The organism is Sphingobium psychrophilum (assembly GCF_012927105.1).
In the GTDB taxonomy this organism is placed as follows: Bacteria; Pseudomonadota; Alphaproteobacteria; order Sphingomonadales; family Sphingomonadaceae; genus Sphingobium; species Sphingobium psychrophilum.
In genome coordinates this window covers 226,716-247,555 of sequence record NZ_JABBFV010000007.1, presented here as the reverse complement: position 1 = coordinate 247,555, position 20,840 = coordinate 226,716, and the positions used below count along the sequence as shown (strand labels likewise).

Below are 20,840 nucleotides of genomic sequence, written 5' to 3'. Positions count from 1 at the left end.
GATCAATGACGACAACGATATGAAGAGGGCCCCGATCGGGGCCCTCTTCATATCGTCAGGCCCGCATCACAGTGGCCTACTTTTACTCCGCCCCGATGGCCTGGAATCTGACCGCCGTTGACACGCTAACGCTGAACTCAGCCGATTGGCCGACTGCGATGCGCTCACGGGCGCGCCAAACCGCCGACGGATCGTGTATGATGTGGAAGCCCAGTTGGCGCTGCGGAACCCTCGCCGACTGTACATGCTTGTGATCGATATTGATCATTTCAAGCGCGTGAACGACACCTATGGGCATCTCGTTGGTGATCGGCTCTTGATCGACGTAGCCCACGACGCGCGATCGCTTTTGAGAGATACTGACTTGTTCGGGCGGATCGGCGGTGAGGAGTTCATGGCGCTGATCGAGGCCAGCGGTCCAGAAGAAGCAATTATCGTGGCTGAGCGGCTTCGCTCTGGCATCGGCACGACGACACGAATGTTCGCAGACGGTGCCGTTGGACAAGTGACCGTCAGCATCGGTGTCGCTAATGCTCACAGCACATCGTCGTTCGCGGAATTATATGCAGCCGCGGATGCGGCGCTGTACAAGGCAAAGCACCGAGGACGCGATCTATGTGTGCTTGAAGATGCAGGCAGCGCAAATTAAGCGTCGAGCAGTTAAACTGCTTCGAACATTTCTGGGCTACGGTTGGCATAGTGGAATGACAACTATACCAAGACCCTTGCTCCAAACCGGATATTCGCCTTTCGGCCAATCCCATCCCTCAAAACCCTTCCAATGTAGGATTTTTCCTGATCTATCCTGTCGGATGGACCCGCTCGTTGAGCCACTTCATCCACGCGTCACGCTACCCCGGCGGACCTGTCGTCGCGTCGCCGCCGCCCAACCGTCGCGTACCCGCCGCGCGCCTGTCGCGTCGGTGTCGCGTATCTGTCGCGTCGCCATGACCCTGGCGTCGCGCCGCTGTGACCCTGGCGTGACCTCGGCGTTACTTCCCAGTGGCTTCCCACTAGCTTCGCCGGGGCTTTCAGGCCAAAAAGCCCGACGACGCTGTATACTTCGGCCTGTCGCATCCCGGCACGCCACCACCACAGCCCCGCTTCCAAGCCCCCAAGCAAATCCTTCGCTTGCGCCCCGGCGCGCGCCGCCTATCTCTGTCGCCCACCCGAATCGCAGTTGAAAGCCTGATATGACCGCCACCCACAGCACCCGCATGTTGATCCTCGGTTCCGGCCCTGCGGGCCTGTCCGCCGCCATTTACGGCGCGCGCGCGGGTCTGGCGCCGATCGTGGTGCAGGGGATGCAGCCGGGCGGGCAGCTCACCATCACCACCGACGTCGAAAATTATCCGGGGTTCAAGGATGTGATCCAGGGACCGTGGCTGATGGAGCAGATGCAGGCGCAGGCCGAACATGTCGGTGCGCAGATGATGTACGACCAGATCGTCGACGTCGACCTCTCCGAACGTCCCTTCCGCCTGCGCGGCGACGGCGGCACGCTCTATGTCGCCGACACATTGGTCATCTGCACCGGTGCGCAGGCCAAATGGCTGGGCGTGGAGGGCGAGGAGCATTTGCAGGGCAAGGGCGTGTCGGCCTGCGCGACCTGCGACGGCTTTTTCTATCGCGGCAAGAAGGTGGTGGTGATCGGCGGCGGCAATACCGCGGTCGAAGAAGCGCTCTACCTCACCAACCACAGCCATGACGTCACCCTGATCCACCGCCGCGATTCGCTGCGCGCGGAAAAGATCCTGCAACAGCGGCTCCACGCCCATCCAAACATCAAGGTGCTGTGGAACAAGGCGGTCGATCGCTTCGTGGGCGGCGGCACCCCCGAAGGACTGGTCGGCGTCGACCTGATCGACACGGTGACCGGCGAAAGGTCGCACGAGCCGACCGACGGCGGTTTCGTCGCGATCGGCCATCATCCCGCGACCGAATTGTTCACCGGCAAACTGCCGACCGACGAAGGCTATCTGCTGGTGGAAAAGGGCACGACCCACACGGCGATCCCCGGCGTCTTCGCGGCGGGCGACGTCACCGACAAAATCTACCGCCAGGCCGTGACCGCGGCGGGCATGGGCTGCATGGCCGCGCTCGACGTCGAGAAATTCCTGGCGGAACAGGATTTCGAGGCAATGGTGGAGGCGTAAGCCTTCGCCGCGGGCGGGGTGGGCTTTTAGCCGACCTTCGCCCGCGCAAAGGCGACCAGCGACCCGAACGTCTCGAACGTGTCGCCGTCGATATCGTCATCCTCGATCAGGATGTCGAAGCGATCCTCGATCTCGGTCAGCAGGCCCGCGACCGCCATGGAGTCCAGTTCCGGCAGCGCGCCGAACAGGGGGGTATCCACGTCGAAGCTATCGACCTGGGTTTGCGGCAGGCTGAGCACGTCGCGCAGCAGCGCCCGCATCAGCCTGTCCACATCGAGGGTCCGGTCGTCCGGCTGAGAATTTTGCACCCGCATGATGCGCGATAAATAGGGGCTTAAAGTCTAGCCGACAAGCGCGGAAATGGCAGTCCTTGCCGCGGGCAGCCAGGCAGAGGCGAAGCGCGGGTTGAACGCATCGATTTGGTGGAGCGGGATGCGCCTGTCCATCCAGTCGGTCTTGTAGCCATTGTCGCCGGTGCCATAGTCGATCATGCGCACGCGATCATGGTCGATCGCCTGCGCAAACATCGCATGGCTCAGCAACGTGCCGGGGGAAGCATGGTCGAAACTCCTGTCATGGCTCAGCTTATGGATCAGGGCGACGTCCTGCTCCACGGTCCAAAGCTGCGTAGCCACCGCGCGCGCGCCCAGCCGCGCAAAGCCCAGCCGCAACGTCCCCGCCGCGCTTTCCCGCTCGGCCAGGTCGCGAAGGAAATCCAGACCCGGCTCGGCCTCCTTCCAGCTGCGGTCATGCACATCGACATAGTCCTGCCACAGATCGTCGGTCAGCCGCGTGGCGATAGGCAGGACAAACGGGTCGCCGCGTCCCTTGCGCTTGATCAGATTGCGCAGCCGCCCAGGCCGCGCCGCCCAATAATCGGCAAAGCTGCGCCCTTCGACCTGCAGCAGATAGCGCCCCCCCATCGTCCGCTGCACCGCGAACCAGCCGGCGCGCCGCAACGCGGCAAGCAGGGGTGCGGCATCCTCCAGCGGATAAAGATCGATCTGCGCGCTGGTCGCCAGCAGATGCCGGGCCAGGCTTTCCAGCAGCCGCTGCCGGGTCGCCGCATCGGGTTCGCCGATAAAGACGGGTGCCCAGGCAAAACTATACCAGTTTGCGAGCGCGCTGGCGCGGCGGGCGGCGGGGGCCAGCAGGAACAGCCAGGCCTGCGCATCGCCCTCTTGCGCCTGCACGATGCGGATGGGCTGGTCAGGGAAGCAGCGATCGTGCAGAGCTTCGAACCAGTCGATCCGGTCGAACATGGCCAATCCAGGCGCGCGGTCAAGCTGGCCGGCCAAAGCCTGCCGCGCTTCATCGAGCGTCTGATATTCCCTTGCCGCCAGCAACCGACTATCCCCGCCCCAACCGCGATCCAAAACCACCATGCGGCATAGGAGAAAAGTCTGGAAATGGAGTTAAGCCCGCCTGTGCCCACGGACTTCCCAGTAATCGACGGCGCGCATGTGCGGCCGATCGACCATCTGCTGTTGCGCGGCGATCCGGCGCGAGCCGCGCTGGACGGTCGTTCGGGCAGCTACAGCTATGCCGAACTGGAAGAAACGCTGGGGCGGCTGGCGGGCTGGCTGGCGGGATTCGGACTGGAAAAGGGCGCGCGAGTCGCCAGCTGGATCGCCAAGGGGCCGGTCGCCGCGCTGATGCCGCTGGCCGCGCCCCGCGCTGGCCTGGTCCATGTGCCGGTAAACCCGCTGCTCAAACATGCCCAGGTCGCGCACATCCTGGCCGATAGCGGCGCGCTGCTGCTGATCGGGACGGCGCCGCGACTCGACAGCCTTTCGCCCGATGAGTTGCCGGCCGGTTGCCATCTGCACCGCGAGGATGACGCCGCCTGCGCGATGAGCGGCGGCCAGGCGATCGGCCCGTCAGCGGCAGCGCCCGATGATCTGGCGGCGATTCTCTATACCAGCGGCTCCACCGGACGGCCCAAGGGCGTGATGCTCAGCCACGCCAATCTGTGGCTGGGCGCGGTGGCGGTGGCCGATTATCTGAAATTGACGGAGGGGGATCGCACCGCCTGCGTCCTGCCTTTCAGTTTCGACTATGGCCAAAATCAACTGCTTTCGACCTGGTATGGTGGTGGCTGCGTCTATCCGCTCGACTATCTGACGCCGCGCGACGTGATGAAGCTGGTGGATCGGCGCGACATCACCACGCTGGCCGGGGTGCCGCCGCTCTGGGTGCAACTGACCGAACTGGACTGGCCGGTGGATGTGGCCGCCAAGCTCAAGCGGCTGACCAATAGCGGTGGAGCCTTGACCCGGCCATTGGTGACGAAGCTGCGCGCGCTGTTTCCGCAAGCCGACCTCTATCCGATGTATGGGCTGACCGAGGCATTTCGCTCCACCTATCTGCCGCCGGCGCTGGTTGACAGTCATCCCGATTCGATGGGCCGGGCGATCCCCCTTGCGGAGATATTGGCGGTGCGCCCGGATGGCGGCATCACCGACGATGAGGAGCCGGGCGAACTGGTCCATTGCGGCCCGCTGGTGGCGCAGGGCTATTGGCGCGACCCGGTGCGCACCGCCGAGCGGTTCAAACTCGCACCCGCGGCGTCGGTCTATGGCGGTATGGCGGTCTGGTCGGGCGACACAGTGCGGCGCGATGCCGAGGGCCTGCTTTATTTCGTAGGTCGCGACGATGCGATGATCAAGTCGGCGGGCAACCGGATCAGCCCGACCGAGATAGAGGAGGCCGCCGTCGCTGTGCCGGGAGTCGCCGAAGCGGTGGCGCTGGGGGTGAAAGACGACCGGCTGGGGCAGGCGGTGCGGCTGCTGATCCGCGCCAGTGATGCGGCGGTGGCGCAAGCCGTCGCCGTGCATCTCAAAAGCGAACTGCCCAATTTCATGCAGCCCAAGGATATCATCGTGCGCCCAGATTTTCCCCGCAACCCCAACGGCAAAGTCGACCGGGTCGCGCTCACTCTGGAGCATGGCGCATGAAGCCGATGGGGCCGATTCCCGCCTGGTTCACGCAGGAAGAAGGCATGTTGATCGTCGGCGGCTGCGGCGCAGCGAGCCTGGTGGACGAGGCGGGGGATACGCCACTCTTCGCCTATGACATGGACATCGTGAAGGCACAGGTGCGCCGTTTTCGCGCCGCCATGCCCGATGCGCTGCACCTCCACTATGCGATCAAGGCCAACCCCTATGCGCCGCTGCTGGCGCGCATGGCGGGGCAGGTCGATGGATTCGACATCGCGTCGGGCGGCGAACTGGAGATGGCACTGGCGGCCGGAATGGCGCCGGATCGGATCAGTTTTGCCGGACCGGGCAAGCGCACTGACGAACTGGAAGCAGCGATCTTCGCGGGCGTGACCATCAACCTGGAGTCGGAAGGGGAAGGCCGCCGCGCCCTGGCCGTGGCCGACAAGTTGGGCAAGGTGCCGCGCCTGGCCGTGCGGGTGAACCCGGACTTCGACCTCAAAGGATCGGGGATGCGCATGGGCGGCGGAGCCAAGCCGTTCGGCGTCGATGCCGATCGCGCAGCGGCGCTGGCGCGGGCGATGATCGACGCGGGGGCGGATTGGCGGGGCTGGCATATTTTCGCCGGCAGCCAGAATCTCGACCCGCTGGCGATCATCGAAACGCAGGCGGCGACCATCGCACTGGCGGCGCGGCTGTCGGACGATGTCGGCGCCTCGCCGCCGCTGGTCAATCTGGGCGGCGGCTTTGGCCTTGCCTATTTCCCCGGCGACGAACGGCTGGATATTCGGCCGATCGGCGTGGCTTTGGACAGCGCGTTGGAGAATTTGCCGAGCATTTTGCAGGGCAGCGCCTTCGCCATCGAACTGGGCCGATGGCTGGTGGGGGAGGCGGGCGTCTACCTGACCCGTGTGGTCGATGTGAAGGTCAGCCAGGGCGAAACCTTCGTCGTGGTCGACGGCGGCCTGCATCATCAACTCGCCGCCAGCGGCAATTTCGGGACGGTCGTGCGGCGCAACTATCCGATCGCGGTCGCCAACCGCTTCGGTGCGGCCCCGGCGGAGGTGCCGGTGACGGTGGTCGGGTGCCTGTGCACCCCCATCGACCGGCTGGGCGACAAGGTGGCGTTGCCCCCGGTGCAGGAAGGCGACCTGATCGCCATCTTCCTCGCCGGGGCCTATGGCGCGTCGGCAAGTCCCGGTGCTTTTCTTGGACACCCAAGTCCTCGCGAACTTTTACTTGGCTGATTTGCTCAGGACTTAACTCCTAACGGTATCTTTACCCTTTCCCGGCAAGAAGAAGCCCGAAGCCATGTGCTGACCGGTTGCCTTGTCCTCTTTGGCCGCCGCCGGTGCATGGCCGCACAAAGAGGTGAGAATATGCGTTTTGTGTCGGTTTCCAGGCTTTTGATCGGCGTATCGCTACCCGCTATCGCCTTGTCGGGCTGCGCCTCCGCGCCGTCCGGGCCGCAATTGCCACCCGCCTCTTTCGTGTCGACGCAGGAAGGGCCGGGTGAAGAATATATCATCGGCCCGCTCGACGACCTCACCATCTTCGTGTGGCGCAATCCCGAACTGGGGGCCAAGGTGCAGGTGCGCCCCGATGGCCGCATCACCACGCCGCTGATCACGGACATGCCGGCGGTGGGCAAGACGCCCAAGATGCTGTCCGACGATATCAAGCTGGCGCTTACCCAATATATCGAAAATCCGCTTGTGTCGGTGATCGTCAACAATTTCAGTGGCACGTTCAGCCAGCAGGTTCGGATCGTGGGCGCGACGGAAAAGCCGGCGTCCATTCCCTACCGCGCGAACATGACCCTGCTCGACGCGATGATCTCCGTCGGCGGCCTGTCCGAATATGCGGCGGGCAACCGCGCGCGACTTGTCCGCTTCGACAAGAATACGGGCAAGCAGAAGGAATATCAGGTCCGCCTGGGCGATCTTCTGAAGAAGGGGGACACGCGCGCCAATGTGCTGCTGTCGCCCGGTGACGTCATCATCATTCCTGAAAGCATGTTCTGATCATGGCCGGTCTCTACGACGAACTGTTGGTCCTGCTCCATGGCATATGGAGCCGCCGCTGGGTGGCGCTTGGCGTCGCCTGGGGCATTTGCATGCTGGGGTGGCTGGGCGTAGCGCTCATCCCCAACAGCTACCAGTCCAAGGCGCGGGTCTATGTGAACACCCAGTCGCTGCTTGAGGACAAGGTGGGCATCACCCAGGTCCAGTCGCAGCAGGATCTGGACCGGGTACGCAGCACGCTGGCGAGCGCCGAGAATCTGGAGAAGGTGGTGCGCGACACCGACCTCTCCCAGTCGGTGTCCGGCCCGCGCGATATCGCTGCGAAGATAACGACGCTGCGCGAGAATATCACCGTCATGGCGCAGGCCGATCCCAGCATGATCGACATCAGCGCGATCTCCGCCGATTCGGCTCTGTCGGACGGCGCCAATGCGCGCATCGCGCAGCAGGTCGTGCAGAAGCTGATCGACATCTTCCAGGAAGAGAACCTCTCGGGCGATCGTAACCAGACCAAGCAGAGCCTGGCTTTCCTCGACCAGCAGATCGCCGCGCGCGGCAAGCAGCTGGAAGCGGCAGACCAACGCCGCGTCGCTTTCGCCCAGCGCTATGTCGGGCTGTTGCCCGGCGCGGGGTCGATCAGCCAGCGCATGGATGCCGCGCGGGTCGAAATCAACACCATCGATTCGCAACTCGTCCAGGCGCAGAGCGCCTTGAGCGCGATGAACGGTCAACTGATTGGCACCCCGGCGACGCTGCCGGGCATCAGCGCCTCTGGTGGCGCGTCGCCGCTGGCGCAGGCGCAATCCAATCTGGCGTCGATGCGCGCGCGCGGCTGGACCGCCAATCATCCCGACGTGATCGCCGCCCAGCGGGAGGTCGACGCCCTGCGCAAAAGTGGTGGCGGCGGCGGCGCGGGTGGCACGGGCAGCACGCCCAATCCCGCCTATCTGTCGATCAGGTCGATGCAGGCCGAACGGGCCGCCACGGTGCAGGCGCTTCAGACGCGCCGGGCGCAGTTGCAGGGCGACCTCAACACCATGACGTCGCGCCAGGTCGATGAACCCGGCGTCGCATCCGAACAGGAAAAGCTCGACAGCGATTATGTTGCGGTCAAAGCGCAATATGACAAGCTGATGAGCGACCGCGAGGAAATCCGGCTACGCGGCGAAGTGAAAACCGAAACCGGCTCCGTCCAGTTCCGCGTCATCCAGCCGCCCAGCACCCCGACTGCGCCATCAGCCCCCAACCGGCCGCTGTTGCTGCTCGGCGTGCTGATCCTGGGCATCGGTGCGGGCATCGGCGTCGCCTTCGCGCTCGGCCAGCTCAAGGGCACCTTCCCGACTGCCGCACGGCTGGAAAAGGCGCTTGGCCTGCCGGTCGCAGGATCGATCAGCCAGACCATCAGCGCGGCGCAGGTCGCGGTCGAAAAGCATCGCATGAAGTGGTTCGCCGGGGCGAGCGGAGGGCTGGTGGCCGTCTACCTGCTCTTGGTCGTCGTCGAATTCGTCCAGCGCGGTATGGCGTGAAGGAGCCAGGGAACATGAACCAGCACAGCTCCATCAAGGGCCGGGGATCGCTGATCGAGCGGGCCACCGAGATCTATGATTTCAACGCCGCGCTGCGTGGCCGCGCCGCGCCTGCGGTCGATGTGCCCGCCGACCTGCCGCCCGTGCCGGTCGCACAGCCGGCACCTGCGGCCTTCATGGCCGATGCGCCCGCTGCACCGACCTTCCGCGCGCCAGCGTGGACCGGGCCGGCGCAGGCGATCGACCGGATCAAGCTGGTCGAGGACGGCTTCCTGCGTCCCGACAGCGCGGTCACGACGATGAGCGAGGAGTTTCGCCTGCTCAAGCGCGACCTGCTGTCGCAACTGCACAATAACCCGCGCGGTAACCGCATCCTCGTCTGCTCCGCCCATAGCGGGGAGGGCAAGACCTTCTGCGCGATCAACCTGGCATTGAGCCTCGCGGCGGAGAAGGATCGCGAAATCCTGCTGGTCGACGCCGATTTCGGCAAGCCCGGCATCCCCGCGCAACTGGGGCTGGAGGCTGGCCCCGGCCTGATGGACGCGCTGGCCGATCCCATGGTCGCGATCGAGGATTGCGTGATCCGCACTGACATTCCCTCGCTCGCCGTCCTGCCCGCCGGGCATCGCAGCCATAACGACACCGAATATCTCGCCTCCGCCCGCACCGAACAGCTGCTCAAGCGGCTGACTGACGGCCGGCCCGAACGGATCGTGATCTTCGATTCGCCGCCATTGCTGGCGGCGTCGCCCGCCGCCGTGCTCGCCAGCCATGCCGCTATCGCGCTGCTGGTCGTGCGCGCCGACAAGACGCCCGAAAGCGCGCTGCGCGACGCGGTGGGCCTGTTGAAGGGCGGCGCGCAGGTGCAGCTTTTGCTCAATGCCGTCCGCTTCAACAGCGGCGGCCGCCGTTTCGGCAGCTATTACGCCAAGGGGGAAGCCCAGTGAAAACCGTTCGGCTCTGGATCGCAGGCGCATCGTGCGTTGCGCTGGCCGCAGCAATGCCCGCCCATGCGCAATCGTCTTCGGACGACAAGCGCCTGGACGTGATCCCCTATATCGGCGTGGATCAGGTCGTGATGGGTCCGCTCAAGGGTGGCGGCGACGTGCTGACCTATTCCAACGTCACGGCCGGCCTGACCGCCGAAGTGCAGAACAGGCGCGTCGAAGCGGCGGTCGACCTGCAATATAATCACAGCTTCGGCTGGAGCAGCCAGGCGGTCGATCAGGATGTGCTGAGCGGCTTTGGCCATGCGACCATCAATGTCGCGCGCGGTCTGGGCATCCAGGCAGGCGGCCTTGCGACGCGGGTCCGCACCGACGGTCTGTCGGGCGCGTCGACGCAGCGGGACGCCTATACCAGCCAGGTCTGGTCCGGCTATGTCGGGCCGTCCTATACGACGCAGCTGGGCGACTTCAACGTCAACGCAGGCTATCGCCTGGGCTATGCGCGCGTCGATGATAGCGTCGGCCAGAATAGCGTTCAGGGACAGTCCGGCGGCTCCTTCGCCGACAGCTGGACCCATAGCCTCAACGGATCGGTCGGCTTTTCGCCCGACACGGTGCTGCCGGGGATCGGCCTGACCGCCAGCGGAGGCTATGATCGGGAAGATGCCAGCCAGCTCGACCAGCGGTTCGAGGATCTGTGGGGCCGGGTCGATGCGACCGTGCCCATCACGCCGACCATCGCCGCCGTCGGTGGCGTGGGCTATGAAAAGATCGAGATCAGCCAGCGTTCGCCCGAAGTGGGTGCGGACGGCCTGCCGTTGATCCGCAACGGGCGCTATGTCACCGACAAAAGCTCGCCGCGTGCGCTGGTCTATAATTTTGACGATATCATCTGGGATGCGGGCGTCTTGTGGCGGCCCAGCCGTCGTACCACGCTCCAGGCGCGGGTCGGCGAACGCTATGGCGGCATGACCTATCAGGGCAGCTTCCTGTGGCAGGGCCGCGACAGCAGCGTCTCCATCGTCGTGTTCGATGGCATCGACAGCTTCGGTCGCATGATCACCGCCGACGTGGCCGCCCTGTCGGGTAGCAATTTCGACGTCGCGCGCAATCCGTTCACCGGCGACATCACCGGCTGCGCCTTCTCCACCACCGGCGGCGGGCAGTGTTTCAACGATGCGCTGTCGGGCATCACCGACGCCAATTTCCGCTATCGCGGCGTGTCGACGCAATATTCGCTGCGGCGCGGGCCGTGGGGCTGGGGCGTGGGCGCTGGCTATTCGCAGCGCAAGTTCATCACGCCCAGCGGCCAGACCGTGCTGATCCGCGGATCGCGGGACGAGAACTGGTATGGCAATGGCTCAGTCAGCTATATGTTCAACGATCGAGACAGCATCGATCTGGTTGGCTACGTCAATTATTTCGACGCCAGCGGCGATCGGCCGGATGTGTTGAACTACGGATCATTCGCCAGCTATTACAAGGGGTTGTCGCGCCGCCTGTCTGCTTCGGCCTCGCTTGGTCTGGACGGGGTGCAGGCAGACGATTTCGACACCATCATCAGCGCGATGGGGCAGGTCGGCCTGCGCTACAGCTTCTAACCGGTCGCCTTGGAGACGAAGAGATGTACGATCAATTCTACGGATTGCAGGGCCGTCCGTTCCAGCTGACGCCGGACCCGCATTATTATTTCGAAAGCGCGACGCATCGCAAGGCGCTGTCTTATCTCGGCTATGGTCTGGCGCAGGGCGAAGGCTTCATCGTTATCACCGGAGATATCGGCGCGGGCAAGACGACGCTGGTCGGCCATCTGATGCAGACGATCGATCCGGCGCGCCTGACCGCGGTCAAGATCGTGTCGACCCAGGTCGAGGGCGACGACATGCTGCGCCTTGCTGCGCAGAGCTTCGGCCTGTCCACCGATGGCCTATCAAAGGCGGCGATCCTGCAACAGGTCGAATCCATGCTCCACGCCCAGGCGCGTGCCGGGCGGCGCAGCCTGCTGATCGTGGACGAGGCGCAGAACCTGCCCGTTTCCGCGATCGAGGAATTGCGGATGTTGTCCAACTTCCAACTGGGCGGCCAGTCCTTGCTCCAGATTTTCCTGCTGGGCCAGCCGGAGTTTCGCGATCTTCTCAAATCCCCGCAGCTGGAGCAGTTGCGCCAGCGCGTGATCGCGACCCATCATCTGGAACCGATGATGGCCAATGAGGTCGAACCCTATATGCTTCATCGCCTGGCGATTGCGGGCTGGAGCGGCAATCCCGCCTTTACGCCCGGCGCCTTTGTCGCTCTCTATGCGGCGACCGGTGGCGTGCCGCGCCGCCTGAACGCGCTGGCCAGCCGGGTGCTGCTGCTGGGCGCGATCGAGCAATTGCATGTGATCGATGAAGAGGTCGTGGACGCCGTCGTGGCGGATATGGGATTGGACGTCGATGTCGCACCGGCAGCGATCGCGCCGTCGCTGCTGGATGTCGCTGAAGAGCCGCTGGCGTTCGAGCCGGAACCGGTCGAGCTTGCGGTCGTGAACGAGAGCATCAAGGAGGAGCAGATCGAAGATCAGCCCTTCGGCTACTATCCGGCCGAGGATCAGATAGTAGCGGATGCGCCGGTCGAGGACGACACCATCGAATTGGATGCCGCCTGGGCACAGCCGGACTGGACGACGGCAGAGATCGAACCAGTCGCTGCGGCGACCCCCGATCCGGTCGAGCCGGAAAAGGATTATGCGGTCGAAGAGCCTGTGACGCCCAGCGTCGTGGCGCCTTTCGCCCGCCCGGCCTTCGCCGCCTTTGCGCCGCCACGGGCAGTTGAGACTGTGTTCGAACCGGAAGCCGAACTTGACCCCGTCGAGGATGAAGCCGAGCCAGAGGAATCCGCCGATTTTGCGGCGCCGTTCGCGCTGGAGCAGGACGAAGCGGAAAGCGTCACGGAGGCCGAACCGTCGATCGCGGTCGAGGCTTTCGACGAGGTCGAGACGTTGGTCGAAGCCGAGTCTGTCGTTGAAGCCGAGCCCTTTGTCGAAGCAGCGGCCGAGCCATTCGCCACGGTCGATGCAGTCGATATCGACGCGCTGCGCGCCGACATGCTGGGTGAGATCGAGGCGTTGCGCGCCGAGATCGCGTCGCTGCGTGCGGTGCAGTCGCATATTCCCTTCGGCCAGCCGGTGCAGCCGGAAATCGATCCCGAAGCGCTCAAAGGCTGTTTCACCCTGATCGAGGAACGGCTGTCGGCGCTGGAGTTCCGCGCAGAGGAGCAGGATACGGCGCTGCGCCGCGTGCTAACCCTGCTGGTCGACTGGGTCGAGCGCGAGGAGCGGATGGCGGATGTGCAGGCCGGCGTCGCCGCCTGACGCCTATATGACGGATAAGGTTGGAGAATCATGCAGAACGCCCTGTCTGTCGATGTCGAGGACTGGTTCCAGGTCGGCGCGTTCGAGCGTACGCTGCGGCGTGCCGACTGGGACGGCCTGACCCACCGGGTCGAAGCCAATAGCGACGCCGTGCTGGACCTGTTCGCGCAGGCCGACGTCAAGGCGACCTTCTTCACCCTGGGCTGGGTGGCGGAGCGCTATCCCGCGTTGATGCGCCGCATCGCGGACGCCGGCCATGAAGTCGCCAGCCATGGATATGACCATGCGCGCGTCTTCACCTTCACCCCCGAACAGTTCCGCGCCGATTTGCGCAAGTCGCGTGCGATATTGGAGGATGCGAGCGGGCAGGCGGTCACCGGCTATCGCGCGCCCAGCTTCTCCATCGATCCGCGCACGCCCTGGGCGCATTCGATATTGGCCGAAGAAGGCTATCGCTATTCGTCCAGCGTCGCGCCGATCCGGCACGATCATTATGGCTGGCCGGATTCGCCGCGCTTCGCCTGGAAACCAGTGGCGGGGTCGGATCTGGTCGAATTGCCTGTCACCACCGCCAAATGGGGCAACCGCACATTGGCGGCGGGGGGCGGGGGCTTTTTCCGCCTGCTGCCCTACGCCTTTTCGCGCTGGGCGATCCGGCAGGTCAATGAACAGGCCGGCCGCCCTGCGATCATCTACTTCCATCCCTGGGAAATCGACCCGGACCAACCACGCGTGGCGGACGCGCCGTTGCGGTCGCGCCTGCGCCATTACAGCAACCTGTCGGTGATGGCGGCCAAGCTGCGTCGCCTGACCCGCGATTTCGCCTGGACCCGCGTCGATGCGCTGGCGGACGCGGAAGCGGCGCGCGCGTCATGATGATCGGCAATGCCGCCGGCATGGCGGTGACGATGCTGGACATCGATGATCCGGCCCAGGCCCAAGCCGCCGATGATTTCGTCGTGACGCATGCCGACGGTACACCCTTTCATCGTACCGCCTGGCTGCGCGCGATCACGCAGGCGACGGGGCATCGCGCGCTGCTGCTCGCTGCCTTTGCGCCCTCTGGCCAGATCCGGGGGTTGTTGCCGCTGCATCACGTCAAGAGCCGGTTGTTCGGCGATGCGCTGGTATCATCGGCTTTTGCGGTCGATGGCGGCCTGCTGGTTGCGGATGACCGGGCAGCAGCGCCGCTCGCCGCGGCGGCGCAGGGATTGGCGCGCGACAAAGGCGGTCCGCCGCTGGAATTGCGCGGCGGGCCTGCGCCGGGGGGCGACTGGCAGCGACGTGAAGGCGAATATGTCGGCTTCGTCCGGCCGCTGGCCGTAGATGACGAGGCGGAACTGCGCGCCATCCCGCGCAAGCATCGCGCCGAACTGCGCAAGGCGCTCGCGAACCCGTCGCTCAGCGTCGAAACCGGGCGTAACACGCGGCTGCTACGCGAGCATTATCGCGTCTATGCGGCCAGCGTCCGCAATCTGGGCACGCCGGTTTTCCCTAAACAGCTGTTTTACTCGGTGTTGCAGCAATTTGGTGAGGATGCCGACATTTTGGTGGTCCGCGAAGGCGATCGCCCGGTATCGGCGGTGCTGACGCTTTATCATCGGGGACAGGTGATGCCCTATTGGGGCGGCGGCGTGGCCGATGCGCGGCAGTTGCGATCCAACGAACTCATGTACTATCGGCTGATGGGCCATGGCCGGGCGCGTGGCATGAGCCAGTTCGATTTCGGTCGATCCAAGGCCGGCAGCGGGCAGGCGGCGTGGAAGAAGAGCTTCGGTTTCGATCCAGTGCCGCGCGTCTATCATGGCTGGTCGGTCGATGGTGCCAGGCGCGACGTCAATCCGACCAGCGCCAAATATCAACGGCGGATCGAACTGTGGAAGCGTCTGCCGCTGCCCGTCGCCAATCTGCTGGGACCGATGATATCACGCGGCCTTGGTTGATACGCATACGAAATATTCAACCCTGACCATTAGGTTCGGGCGGGGGTGACGAGGGAAATGACGTCCATGAATGCAATCACCGGTCTGGGGGTCATCGTCGATGAAGCACGCCTGTCCGATGCCACGACCCTTGCCGAGATCGACGCCTGGGTCTGCGCCCAGCCGGATTCGACGCCCTTTCATCGGCCTGGCTGGATCATGGGGGTCGAAGCAGGGACCAGGCAGAAGGCGAAGATGCTGGTGGCGCGCCAGATCGATGGCGCGATCGTCGGCTTGTTGCCGCTGACCTATATCAAATCGGCGCTATTCGGACGCGCGTTGGTGGGCAGCGGCTTTGCCGTCGATGGTGGCATATTGACCAGCCATCGCAAGGCGGGACCGGCGCTGGCCGACGCCGCCTGGACGTTGGCGGAACAACTGGGCTGCGACACGCTGGAGCTGCGCGGCGGGCAAGCGCCCGGCGGTCCGCTATGGCAGGAGAAGGCGGACGCCTATCTGGGTTTCGCGCGGACGCTGGCGGCCGATGACGAGGCGGAACTGAAGGCCGTGCCCAAGCGGCACCGCGCGGAAATCCGCAAGGGGATGGCGAACGACCTGCATTTCGAGACGGGTCGCGACAAGCGGCTGCGCGACATTCATTACCGGCTCTACGCCCATAGCGTCCATAATCTTGGCACACCGGTATTCCCGCGCGCCTTGTTCGACAAGATCATGGACCGGTTCGGCGACGACGCCGACATCGCCCTGGTGTCCAAGGATGGCGTGCCGCTGTCGGCGGTCATCAGCTTTTACCATCGCGGTGCCTGCATGCCCTATTGGCATGGCGCGGCCCATGGCGCGCGGGCGATGCGATCGAACGAATTTCTCTATTTCAGCCTGATGCGGGCCGCGCGCGAGCGGGGCTGCGCTGTCTTCGATTTCGGCCGGTCGAAGGTCGGCACCGGGCCTGCCGCCTGGAAGAAGACATGGGGGTTCGACGGCGAACCGCTTGGCTATCACCTGCGCACGGCGCCGGGCAAGGAGACGCGCGACGTCAATCCGCTGTCCCCGCAATATCGGCGCAAGGTCGAATATTGGAAGAAGCTGCCCGAATCGATCGCCAATTTAATCGGGCCGCATATCGCGCGAGGGCTGGGATGACCGGCGACATCCTCTTCCTCTGCCACCGCATCCCCTTTCCGCCGGATCGGGGCGACAAGATCCGGTCCTATCATCTGCTCCAACGGTTGGCACAGGTCGCGCCCGTCCATGTCGGCTGCTTTGCCGACGATTATCGCGACATGGGGTTTGCGAACGACATGGCGCAGGTGACGGCCAGTCAGTGCGTGCTGATGCGCGACCGGTCGAAGCTGGTGGCCGGGCTGACCGGCCTGGCCAGACGCCAGTCGTTGCTGGTATCGCTGTTCGACCATCCCGGCCTGCATCGCTGGGTCGCGCAGACGTTGGCGAAGCGGCCGATCCGCGCCGTCGTCGCCTATTCGGCGCAGATGGCGCATTTCGTGCCGGTGCTCCCTGCGGACGTGCGCTTCCTGATGGATTTCGTCGATTTCGATTCCGCCAAATATGCGATCTATGGCGCAGAGGGTTCGGGACCGATGGGCTGGATCAACCGGCGCGAGGGGCGGGTGCTGCTCGACTTCGAACGGCGAACGGCGGCGCGGGCGGACGTCAGCAGCTTCGTCAGTGAGGCGGAAGCCGCCTTGTTCCGTGACGCCTGCGGCCTTGGACCCGACCGGATAGTCGAACTCGAAAATGGCGTAGCGCTCGACTATTTCGATCCAGCGGCGGACTTCCCTGCGATCGATCGGGGGGCGGGACCGCTGCTCGTCTTCACCGGCCAGATGGATTATCGCCCCAATGTCGAGGCTGTCGAAAGCTTCGCGCGCCAGAGCCTGCCCGCCATCCGCACTGTTCATCCCGATGCGCGCTTCGCCATCGTCGGGCGCAATCCCGCCAGGGCGGTGCAGGCGCTGGCGCAACTGCCTGGCGTGATCGTGACCGGCGGCGTGCCCGATGTACGCGGCTGGCTGGCGGCGGCGGACGTCGTCGTCGCGCCGCTGCGAATCGCGCGCGGCATTCAGAACAAGGTGCTGGAGGCGATGGCCATGGCGCGGCCGGTCGTCGCCTCGCCGCAAGCGGCCGAAGGCATCGACGCCAGCGATGAGGTGCATTTCCTGGTCGCCGCCAATCCAGCCGAAGAAGCGGCGAAGATCGTCGCGCTGCTGGCCGACCCCGCGCGCGCGCAGCAACTGGGCCTCGCCGCGCGGAAGCGGACGGAAGAACGCTATCGCTGGTCCGCGACATTGGCGGCGCTGCCCGACCTGCTGCTGGGCACGCCCGTCAAAGGCGCGTGCGCGGCGTGAACGAACGGGCGATCCCGATGGACCGGATGCCGCTTACGGACCTCACCGGCTGGCGCGGGCATCTGATCGCGCTGGGCGTGGTCGCTTTTGCGATCATCGCGCTGTTCTTCGCCGACGTTCGCACCATGGTGTCGATCTGGTGGCACGCCTCCACCTTCGGCCATTGCCTTTTCATTCCCTTCCTCATCGCCTGGCTGGTGCAGCAGCGCCTGCCCGGATTGCGGCAGTTGGCGCCGGTCGCCTGGGTGCCAGGGCTGCTCTGGCTCGCCGCGGGCGCGCTGGCCTGGCTGCTGGGCGCGGCGGCGGGGGTGGCGATGGTGCGTCACGGCGCGTTGATCGTCATGTTGCAGGGCGCGACCATCGCGCTGCTTGGCCCGGCGGTGGCGCGGGCGCTGATCTTCCCGCTGTTCTACGCTTTCTTCATGGTGCCCTTCGGTGAGGAGATCGTGCCGCCGCTGCAATTGGTGACGGCGCGGCTGGCTATGCTGCTGCTCGACCTGTCGGGCGTGCCCGCGCATATGGAGGGCATCTTCATCACCACGCCGACCGGCTATTTCGAGGTGGCGGAGGCCTGTTCGGGCGCGAAATTCCTGATCGCCATGACCGCCTATGGCGCATTGGTCTGCAATGTCTGTTTCAAGAGCTGGTCGCGCCGGGCGGTGTTCATCGCCGGTGCGCTCAGTCTGTCGGTGCTGGCCAATGGCGTGCGCGCCTTCGCCACCATATTGGTCGCGCATCTCACCACCGTCGATGCCGCCGTCGGCTTCGACCATGTCGTCTATGGCTGGGTCTTCTTCGCGATCGTCATGGCGATCGTGATGGCGACCGCATGGCCCTTTTTCGATCGAAAGCCGGGCGATCCCTGGTTCGATCCGCGCGCCCTGCAAGGCGCGGTGCGCGGATCGTCGCACACCGGCGGGGTCGCGGGCGGGGCGCTGGCGATGATTGTCGCCGCGCCGCTATGGCTTGCCGCCACCGCTGCAACCGCCGATCCGCTGCCGCCGGTCCTGACCCTGCCCCAAGTGCAGGGCTGGACCCGGACCGACGCGCGTCAGGCCTACCCGTGGACGCCGCGGTTCGATGGCGCGGATCATTTCGTCATCGGGCGTTATCAGGGCGCGCAGGGGCAGGTCGTCGATCTCGCCATCGCCGCTTATGCACGGCAGGATGAAGGTCGCGAGCTTGTAGGCTTTGGCCAAGGAGCCGCTGATCCCGACAGCGAATGGGTCTGGTCGTCGCCAGCCCGCGCACCCGCTTATGGCCGGGGCGAGCAGATCACTGCGCCCGGCCCCGTCGTGCGCCATGTCGTCAGCTTCTATGGCATAGGCGGCGGCGCGCCATCGGGCAGCAAACCCGCGGTCAAGCTGGCGACGATGAAAGCCCGATTGCTGGGGCAGGACCAGCGCGCCGTCGCCCTATTGGTGTCGGCGGAAGACGCCGAAGGACGCCCGTCCGACGCGGCGATCGCGGCGTTCCTGAACGATTTGGGCGACGTGCGGGTTTTGGCTGACCGTAGCGTCGGCATCCGATGAACGTCTTTTCCGCATTCTGCGAGCCGTTGGCTGTTCCAGCCGACTTCAGAATACTCTAGGGCTTATTCGCATGTGCGGCATAGCAGGCATTTTCCACCTCGAAACGGCCAAGCCCGTGGACCCGGCGCGGGTGCGCGCGATGCTCGACGTCATGCCGCATCGCGGGCCGGACGGCAGCGGCATCTGGACCGCGCCGGGCGTGGGCCTAGGCCATCTGCGCCTGTCGATCATCGACCTGGAAGCCGGCGCGCAGCCGATGCTGACCGAGGACGAGAGCATGGCCGTGGTCTTCAACGGCGAAATCTATAATTTCGCCGAGGTGCGCGCCGAACTGGAGGCGAAGGGCCATGTCTTTCGCACCCATAGCGACACCGAAGTCATTCTGCACGGCTATCGCCAATGGGGCGAGGAGTGCGTGCAGCGCTTCAATGGCATGTTCGCCTTCGCCCTCTTCGATGCGCGCGCGCAATCGCTCTGGCTGGTGCGCGACCGGCTGGGGGTCAAGCCGCTCCACTATGCGCTGCTGTCGGACGGTAGCCTGATCTTCGGGTCGGAATTGAAGAGCCTTCTCGCGCATCCCCTGCTCCGCCGTGCGCCGGATCTGAGCGCAGTCGAGGATTATATGGCCTATGGCTATGTCCCCGACGACGCCTGCATGGTCGCGGGCGTGCGCAAGCTGGGCGCAGGCGAGACGCTGCGGCTGGTCCGCGGCCGGCCCTTGCCCCAGCCGCAGCGCTATTGGGACGTCAGCTTCGCCGACCGTACCAAAGCGAAACCGCAGGAACTGGAAGAAGAACTGGTCGCTCTGATGCGGCAGGCTGTGCGATCGCGCATGGTGGCCGACGTGCCGCTGGGCGCTTTCCTGTCCGGCGGGGTCGACAGCAGCAGCGTCGTGGCGCTGATGGCCGAGGCGTCGTCGCAGGCGGTCAAGACCTGCACCATCGGTTTTGACGTCGCGGCGCTGGACGAGACAGCCTTTGCCGATCGCATCGCCCGCCGTTTCGCCACCGACCATCGCAGCCGGATCGTGTCGCCCGACGATTATGGACTGATCGACACGTTGGCGTTTCATTTCGACGAACCCTTCGCCGATGCGTCGGCGCTGCCGACCTTCCGCGTGTGCGAACTGGCGCGCGAGCAGGTGACGGTCGCGCTGTCGGGCGACGGCGCGGACGAGGCGTTTGCGGGCTATCGCCGCCATCGCTTCCAGATGCAGGGCGAGCGGATTCGCGGCCTGATCCCCGCATCGGTGCGACAGCCTTTGTTCGGGACGCTGGGCAAATATTATCCCAAGGCCGACTGGGCACCGCGCGCGCTGCGCGCCAAATCGACATTCCTCGAACTAGCGGGGGAGGGCGGCGAGGCCTATGCCGCGTCGGTCGGCGTCACGCCGCGGGATCTGCGCCAGCGCTTGTTCAGCCAGGAGATGAAGGGCCGGCTGGGCGCTTATCGGGCCGAAGATCGTTACATCAAGGCGATGGCGGACGCCCCCGCGCGCGATCCGCTCGACCGGGCGCAATATGCCGATATCCGCATCTGGCTGCCCGGCGACATTCTGACCAAGACCGACCGGATGAGCATGGCCGTCAGCCTGGAGGCTCGCGAACCGCTGCTCGACCATCGGCTGGTGGAATTTGCCGCGCGCCTGCCGGTGGCGCAGCGGATTCGCGGCAACAGCGGCAAATATATCATGAAGAAGGCGATGGAGCCGTTCCTGCCGCAGGATATTCTCTATCGCCAGAAAATGGGGTTCGTCACCCCGATCAGCGCCTGGTTCCGCGGCGCGCTGGCGGGGGAGGCGACGGCGATCGCAGGCGGATCGGCGCTGGCGCGGACCGACTGGTTCGATACCAAGATGCTGGCGAAGGTCGCTGCCGACCATCGGTCGGGCGTGTCGGATCATGGACGGTTGTTGTGGCAGTTGCTGATGCTGGACAAATCGCTGACGCGGTTGTTTGGAGTGTGAGCAACAAAATCTGTTCGTTTCGAGCGTGTCGAGAAACGCGGGCGCAACGCTAACCGCTTCTCGACTGCGCTCGCTGTGAACGGATGTGGGGA

General features: G+C 65.1%; 16 protein-coding genes and 1 pseudogene. 15 read left to right on the top strand and 2 right to left on the bottom strand.

Features of this window, described 5'->3' with window-relative positions; all coding sequences use genetic code 11:
- Positions 1-145: 145 nt before the first annotated feature.
- Both HHL08_RS12345 and trxB read left to right on the top strand, forming a co-directional pair.
- Entirely contained in the window at positions 146-649 is a 504-nt protein-coding gene (locus tag HHL08_RS12345; protein ID WP_235955037.1) for a GGDEF domain-containing protein, read from the top strand.
- Between the two features lie 544 nt (positions 650-1,193).
- Positions 1,194-2,156 carry a thioredoxin-disulfide reductase gene (trxB, locus tag HHL08_RS12340; protein ID WP_169573465.1) on the top strand — a complete coding sequence of 321 codons (963 nt, stop codon included), beginning with the start codon at positions 1,194-1,196 and terminating at the stop codon, positions 2,154-2,156.
- A 26-nt stretch (positions 2,157-2,182) separates the two neighbouring features.
- On the opposite strand, the gene HHL08_RS12335 is transcribed toward trxB, so the two are convergent.
- Complete coding sequence (locus HHL08_RS12335; RefSeq protein ID WP_169573464.1) at positions 2,183-2,470, bottom strand: phosphopantetheine-binding protein; 288 nt, start codon at positions 2,468-2,470, stop codon at positions 2,183-2,185.
- A gap of 27 nt (positions 2,471-2,497) precedes the next feature.
- On the bottom strand, positions 2,498-3,502 hold the full coding sequence (locus HHL08_RS12330; RefSeq protein WP_169573483.1) for a GNAT family N-acetyltransferase: 1,005 nt from the start codon (positions 3,500-3,502) through the stop codon (positions 2,498-2,500).
- 63 nt (positions 3,503-3,565) lie between these two features.
- Between HHL08_RS12330 and HHL08_RS12325 the strand changes: the two genes are divergently transcribed.
- The 13 genes and pseudogenes from HHL08_RS12325 (at position 3,566) to HHL08_RS12265 (ending at position 20,748) form a co-directional block, all read left to right on the top strand.
- Positions 3,566-5,113, top strand: coding sequence for an acyl-CoA ligase (AMP-forming), exosortase A system-associated (locus HHL08_RS12325; RefSeq protein WP_169573463.1), 1,548 nt, complete (start codon positions 3,566-3,568; stop codon positions 5,111-5,113).
- On the top strand, positions 5,110-6,342 hold the full coding sequence (locus HHL08_RS12320; RefSeq protein ID WP_169573462.1) for a pyridoxal-dependent decarboxylase, exosortase A system-associated: 1,233 nt from the start codon (positions 5,110-5,112) through the stop codon (positions 6,340-6,342). The genes HHL08_RS12325 and HHL08_RS12320 overlap by 4 nt, the downstream gene beginning before the upstream one ends.
- Positions 6,343-6,474: 132 nt before the next feature.
- Positions 6,475-7,119, top strand: coding sequence for an XrtA/PEP-CTERM system exopolysaccharide export protein (locus tag HHL08_RS12315; protein WP_088184665.1), 645 nt, complete (start codon positions 6,475-6,477; stop codon positions 7,117-7,119).
- Between the two features lie 2 nt (positions 7,120-7,121).
- Positions 7,122-8,645: an XrtA system polysaccharide chain length determinant gene (locus HHL08_RS12310; protein WP_169573461.1), complete on the top strand. Its 1,524-nt coding sequence runs from the start codon at positions 7,122-7,124 to the stop codon at positions 8,643-8,645.
- 14 nt (positions 8,646-8,659) lie between these two features.
- On the top strand, positions 8,660-9,592 hold the full coding sequence (locus HHL08_RS12305; protein WP_169573460.1) for an AAA family ATPase: 933 nt from the start codon (positions 8,660-8,662) through the stop codon (positions 9,590-9,592).
- 53 nt (positions 9,593-9,645) lie between these two features.
- The gene (locus HHL08_RS12300) at positions 9,646-11,193 is read left to right on the top strand and encodes a hypothetical protein (RefSeq protein ID WP_169573482.1); all 1,548 of its coding nucleotides are present in this window, start codon (positions 9,646-9,648) and stop codon (positions 11,191-11,193) included.
- A 23-nt stretch (positions 11,194-11,216) separates the two neighbouring features.
- Positions 11,217-12,131 (top strand): annotated as a pseudogene (locus HHL08_RS26280) (XrtA/PEP-CTERM system-associated ATPase); the annotation flags it as partial.
- Between the two features lie 843 nt (positions 12,132-12,974).
- Positions 12,975-13,820 (top strand): XrtA system polysaccharide deacetylase, encoded by an 846-nt coding sequence (locus HHL08_RS12290; RefSeq protein ID WP_169573458.1) that lies wholly within the window; start codon positions 12,975-12,977, stop codon positions 13,818-13,820.
- Entirely contained in the window at positions 13,817-14,887 is a 1,071-nt protein-coding gene (locus HHL08_RS12285) for a FemAB family XrtA/PEP-CTERM system-associated protein (protein WP_169573457.1), read from the top strand. Before HHL08_RS12290 ends, HHL08_RS12285 begins: the two co-directional genes overlap by 4 nt.
- Positions 14,888-14,953: 66 nt before the next feature.
- Positions 14,954-16,027, top strand: coding sequence for a FemAB family XrtA/PEP-CTERM system-associated protein (locus HHL08_RS12280; RefSeq protein WP_169573456.1), 1,074 nt, complete (start codon positions 14,954-14,956; stop codon positions 16,025-16,027).
- Positions 16,024-17,250 (top strand): TIGR03087 family PEP-CTERM/XrtA system glycosyltransferase, encoded by a 1,227-nt coding sequence (locus HHL08_RS12275; RefSeq protein ID WP_169573455.1) that lies wholly within the window; start codon positions 16,024-16,026, stop codon positions 17,248-17,250. The genes HHL08_RS12280 and HHL08_RS12275 overlap by 4 nt, the downstream gene beginning before the upstream one ends.
- A 17-nt stretch (positions 17,251-17,267) precedes the next feature.
- The gene (gene xrtA, locus HHL08_RS12270; protein WP_206377861.1) at positions 17,268-18,782 is read left to right on the top strand and encodes an exosortase A; all 1,515 of its coding nucleotides are present in this window, start codon (positions 17,268-17,270) and stop codon (positions 18,780-18,782) included.
- Between the two features lie 70 nt (positions 18,783-18,852).
- Complete coding sequence (locus tag HHL08_RS12265; RefSeq protein ID WP_169573453.1) at positions 18,853-20,748, top strand: XrtA/PEP-CTERM system amidotransferase; 1,896 nt, start codon at positions 18,853-18,855, stop codon at positions 20,746-20,748.
- The last annotated feature ends 92 nt before the right edge of the window (positions 20,749-20,840 follow it).

Coding starts and splice junctions, on each gene's coding strand:
- trxB (WP_169573465.1), top strand. CDS start 1,194: ATGACCGCCACCCACAGCACCCGCATGTTGATCCTCGGTTCCGGCCCT.
- HHL08_RS12335 (WP_169573464.1), bottom strand. CDS start 2,470: ATGCGGGTGCAAAATTCTCAGCCGGACGACCGGACCCTCGATGTGGAC.
- HHL08_RS12325 (WP_169573463.1), top strand. CDS start 3,566: ATGGAGTTAAGCCCGCCTGTGCCCACGGACTTCCCAGTAATCGACGGC.
- HHL08_RS12320 (WP_169573462.1), top strand. CDS start 5,110: ATGAAGCCGATGGGGCCGATTCCCGCCTGGTTCACGCAGGAAGAAGGC.
- HHL08_RS12315 (WP_088184665.1), top strand. CDS start 6,475: ATGCGTTTTGTGTCGGTTTCCAGGCTTTTGATCGGCGTATCGCTACCC.
- HHL08_RS12310 (WP_169573461.1), top strand. CDS start 7,122: ATGGCCGGTCTCTACGACGAACTGTTGGTCCTGCTCCATGGCATATGG.
- HHL08_RS12305 (WP_169573460.1), top strand. CDS start 8,660: ATGAACCAGCACAGCTCCATCAAGGGCCGGGGATCGCTGATCGAGCGG.
- HHL08_RS12300 (WP_169573482.1), top strand. CDS start 9,646: ATGCCCGCCCATGCGCAATCGTCTTCGGACGACAAGCGCCTGGACGTG.
- HHL08_RS12290 (WP_169573458.1), top strand. CDS start 12,975: ATGCAGAACGCCCTGTCTGTCGATGTCGAGGACTGGTTCCAGGTCGGC.
- HHL08_RS12285 (WP_169573457.1), top strand. CDS start 13,817: ATGATGATCGGCAATGCCGCCGGCATGGCGGTGACGATGCTGGACATC.
- HHL08_RS12280 (WP_169573456.1), top strand. CDS start 14,954: ATGAATGCAATCACCGGTCTGGGGGTCATCGTCGATGAAGCACGCCTG.
- HHL08_RS12275 (WP_169573455.1), top strand. CDS start 16,024: ATGACCGGCGACATCCTCTTCCTCTGCCACCGCATCCCCTTTCCGCCG.
- xrtA (WP_206377861.1), top strand. CDS start 17,268: ATGGACCGGATGCCGCTTACGGACCTCACCGGCTGGCGCGGGCATCTG.
- HHL08_RS12265 (WP_169573453.1), top strand. CDS start 18,853: ATGTGCGGCATAGCAGGCATTTTCCACCTCGAAACGGCCAAGCCCGTG.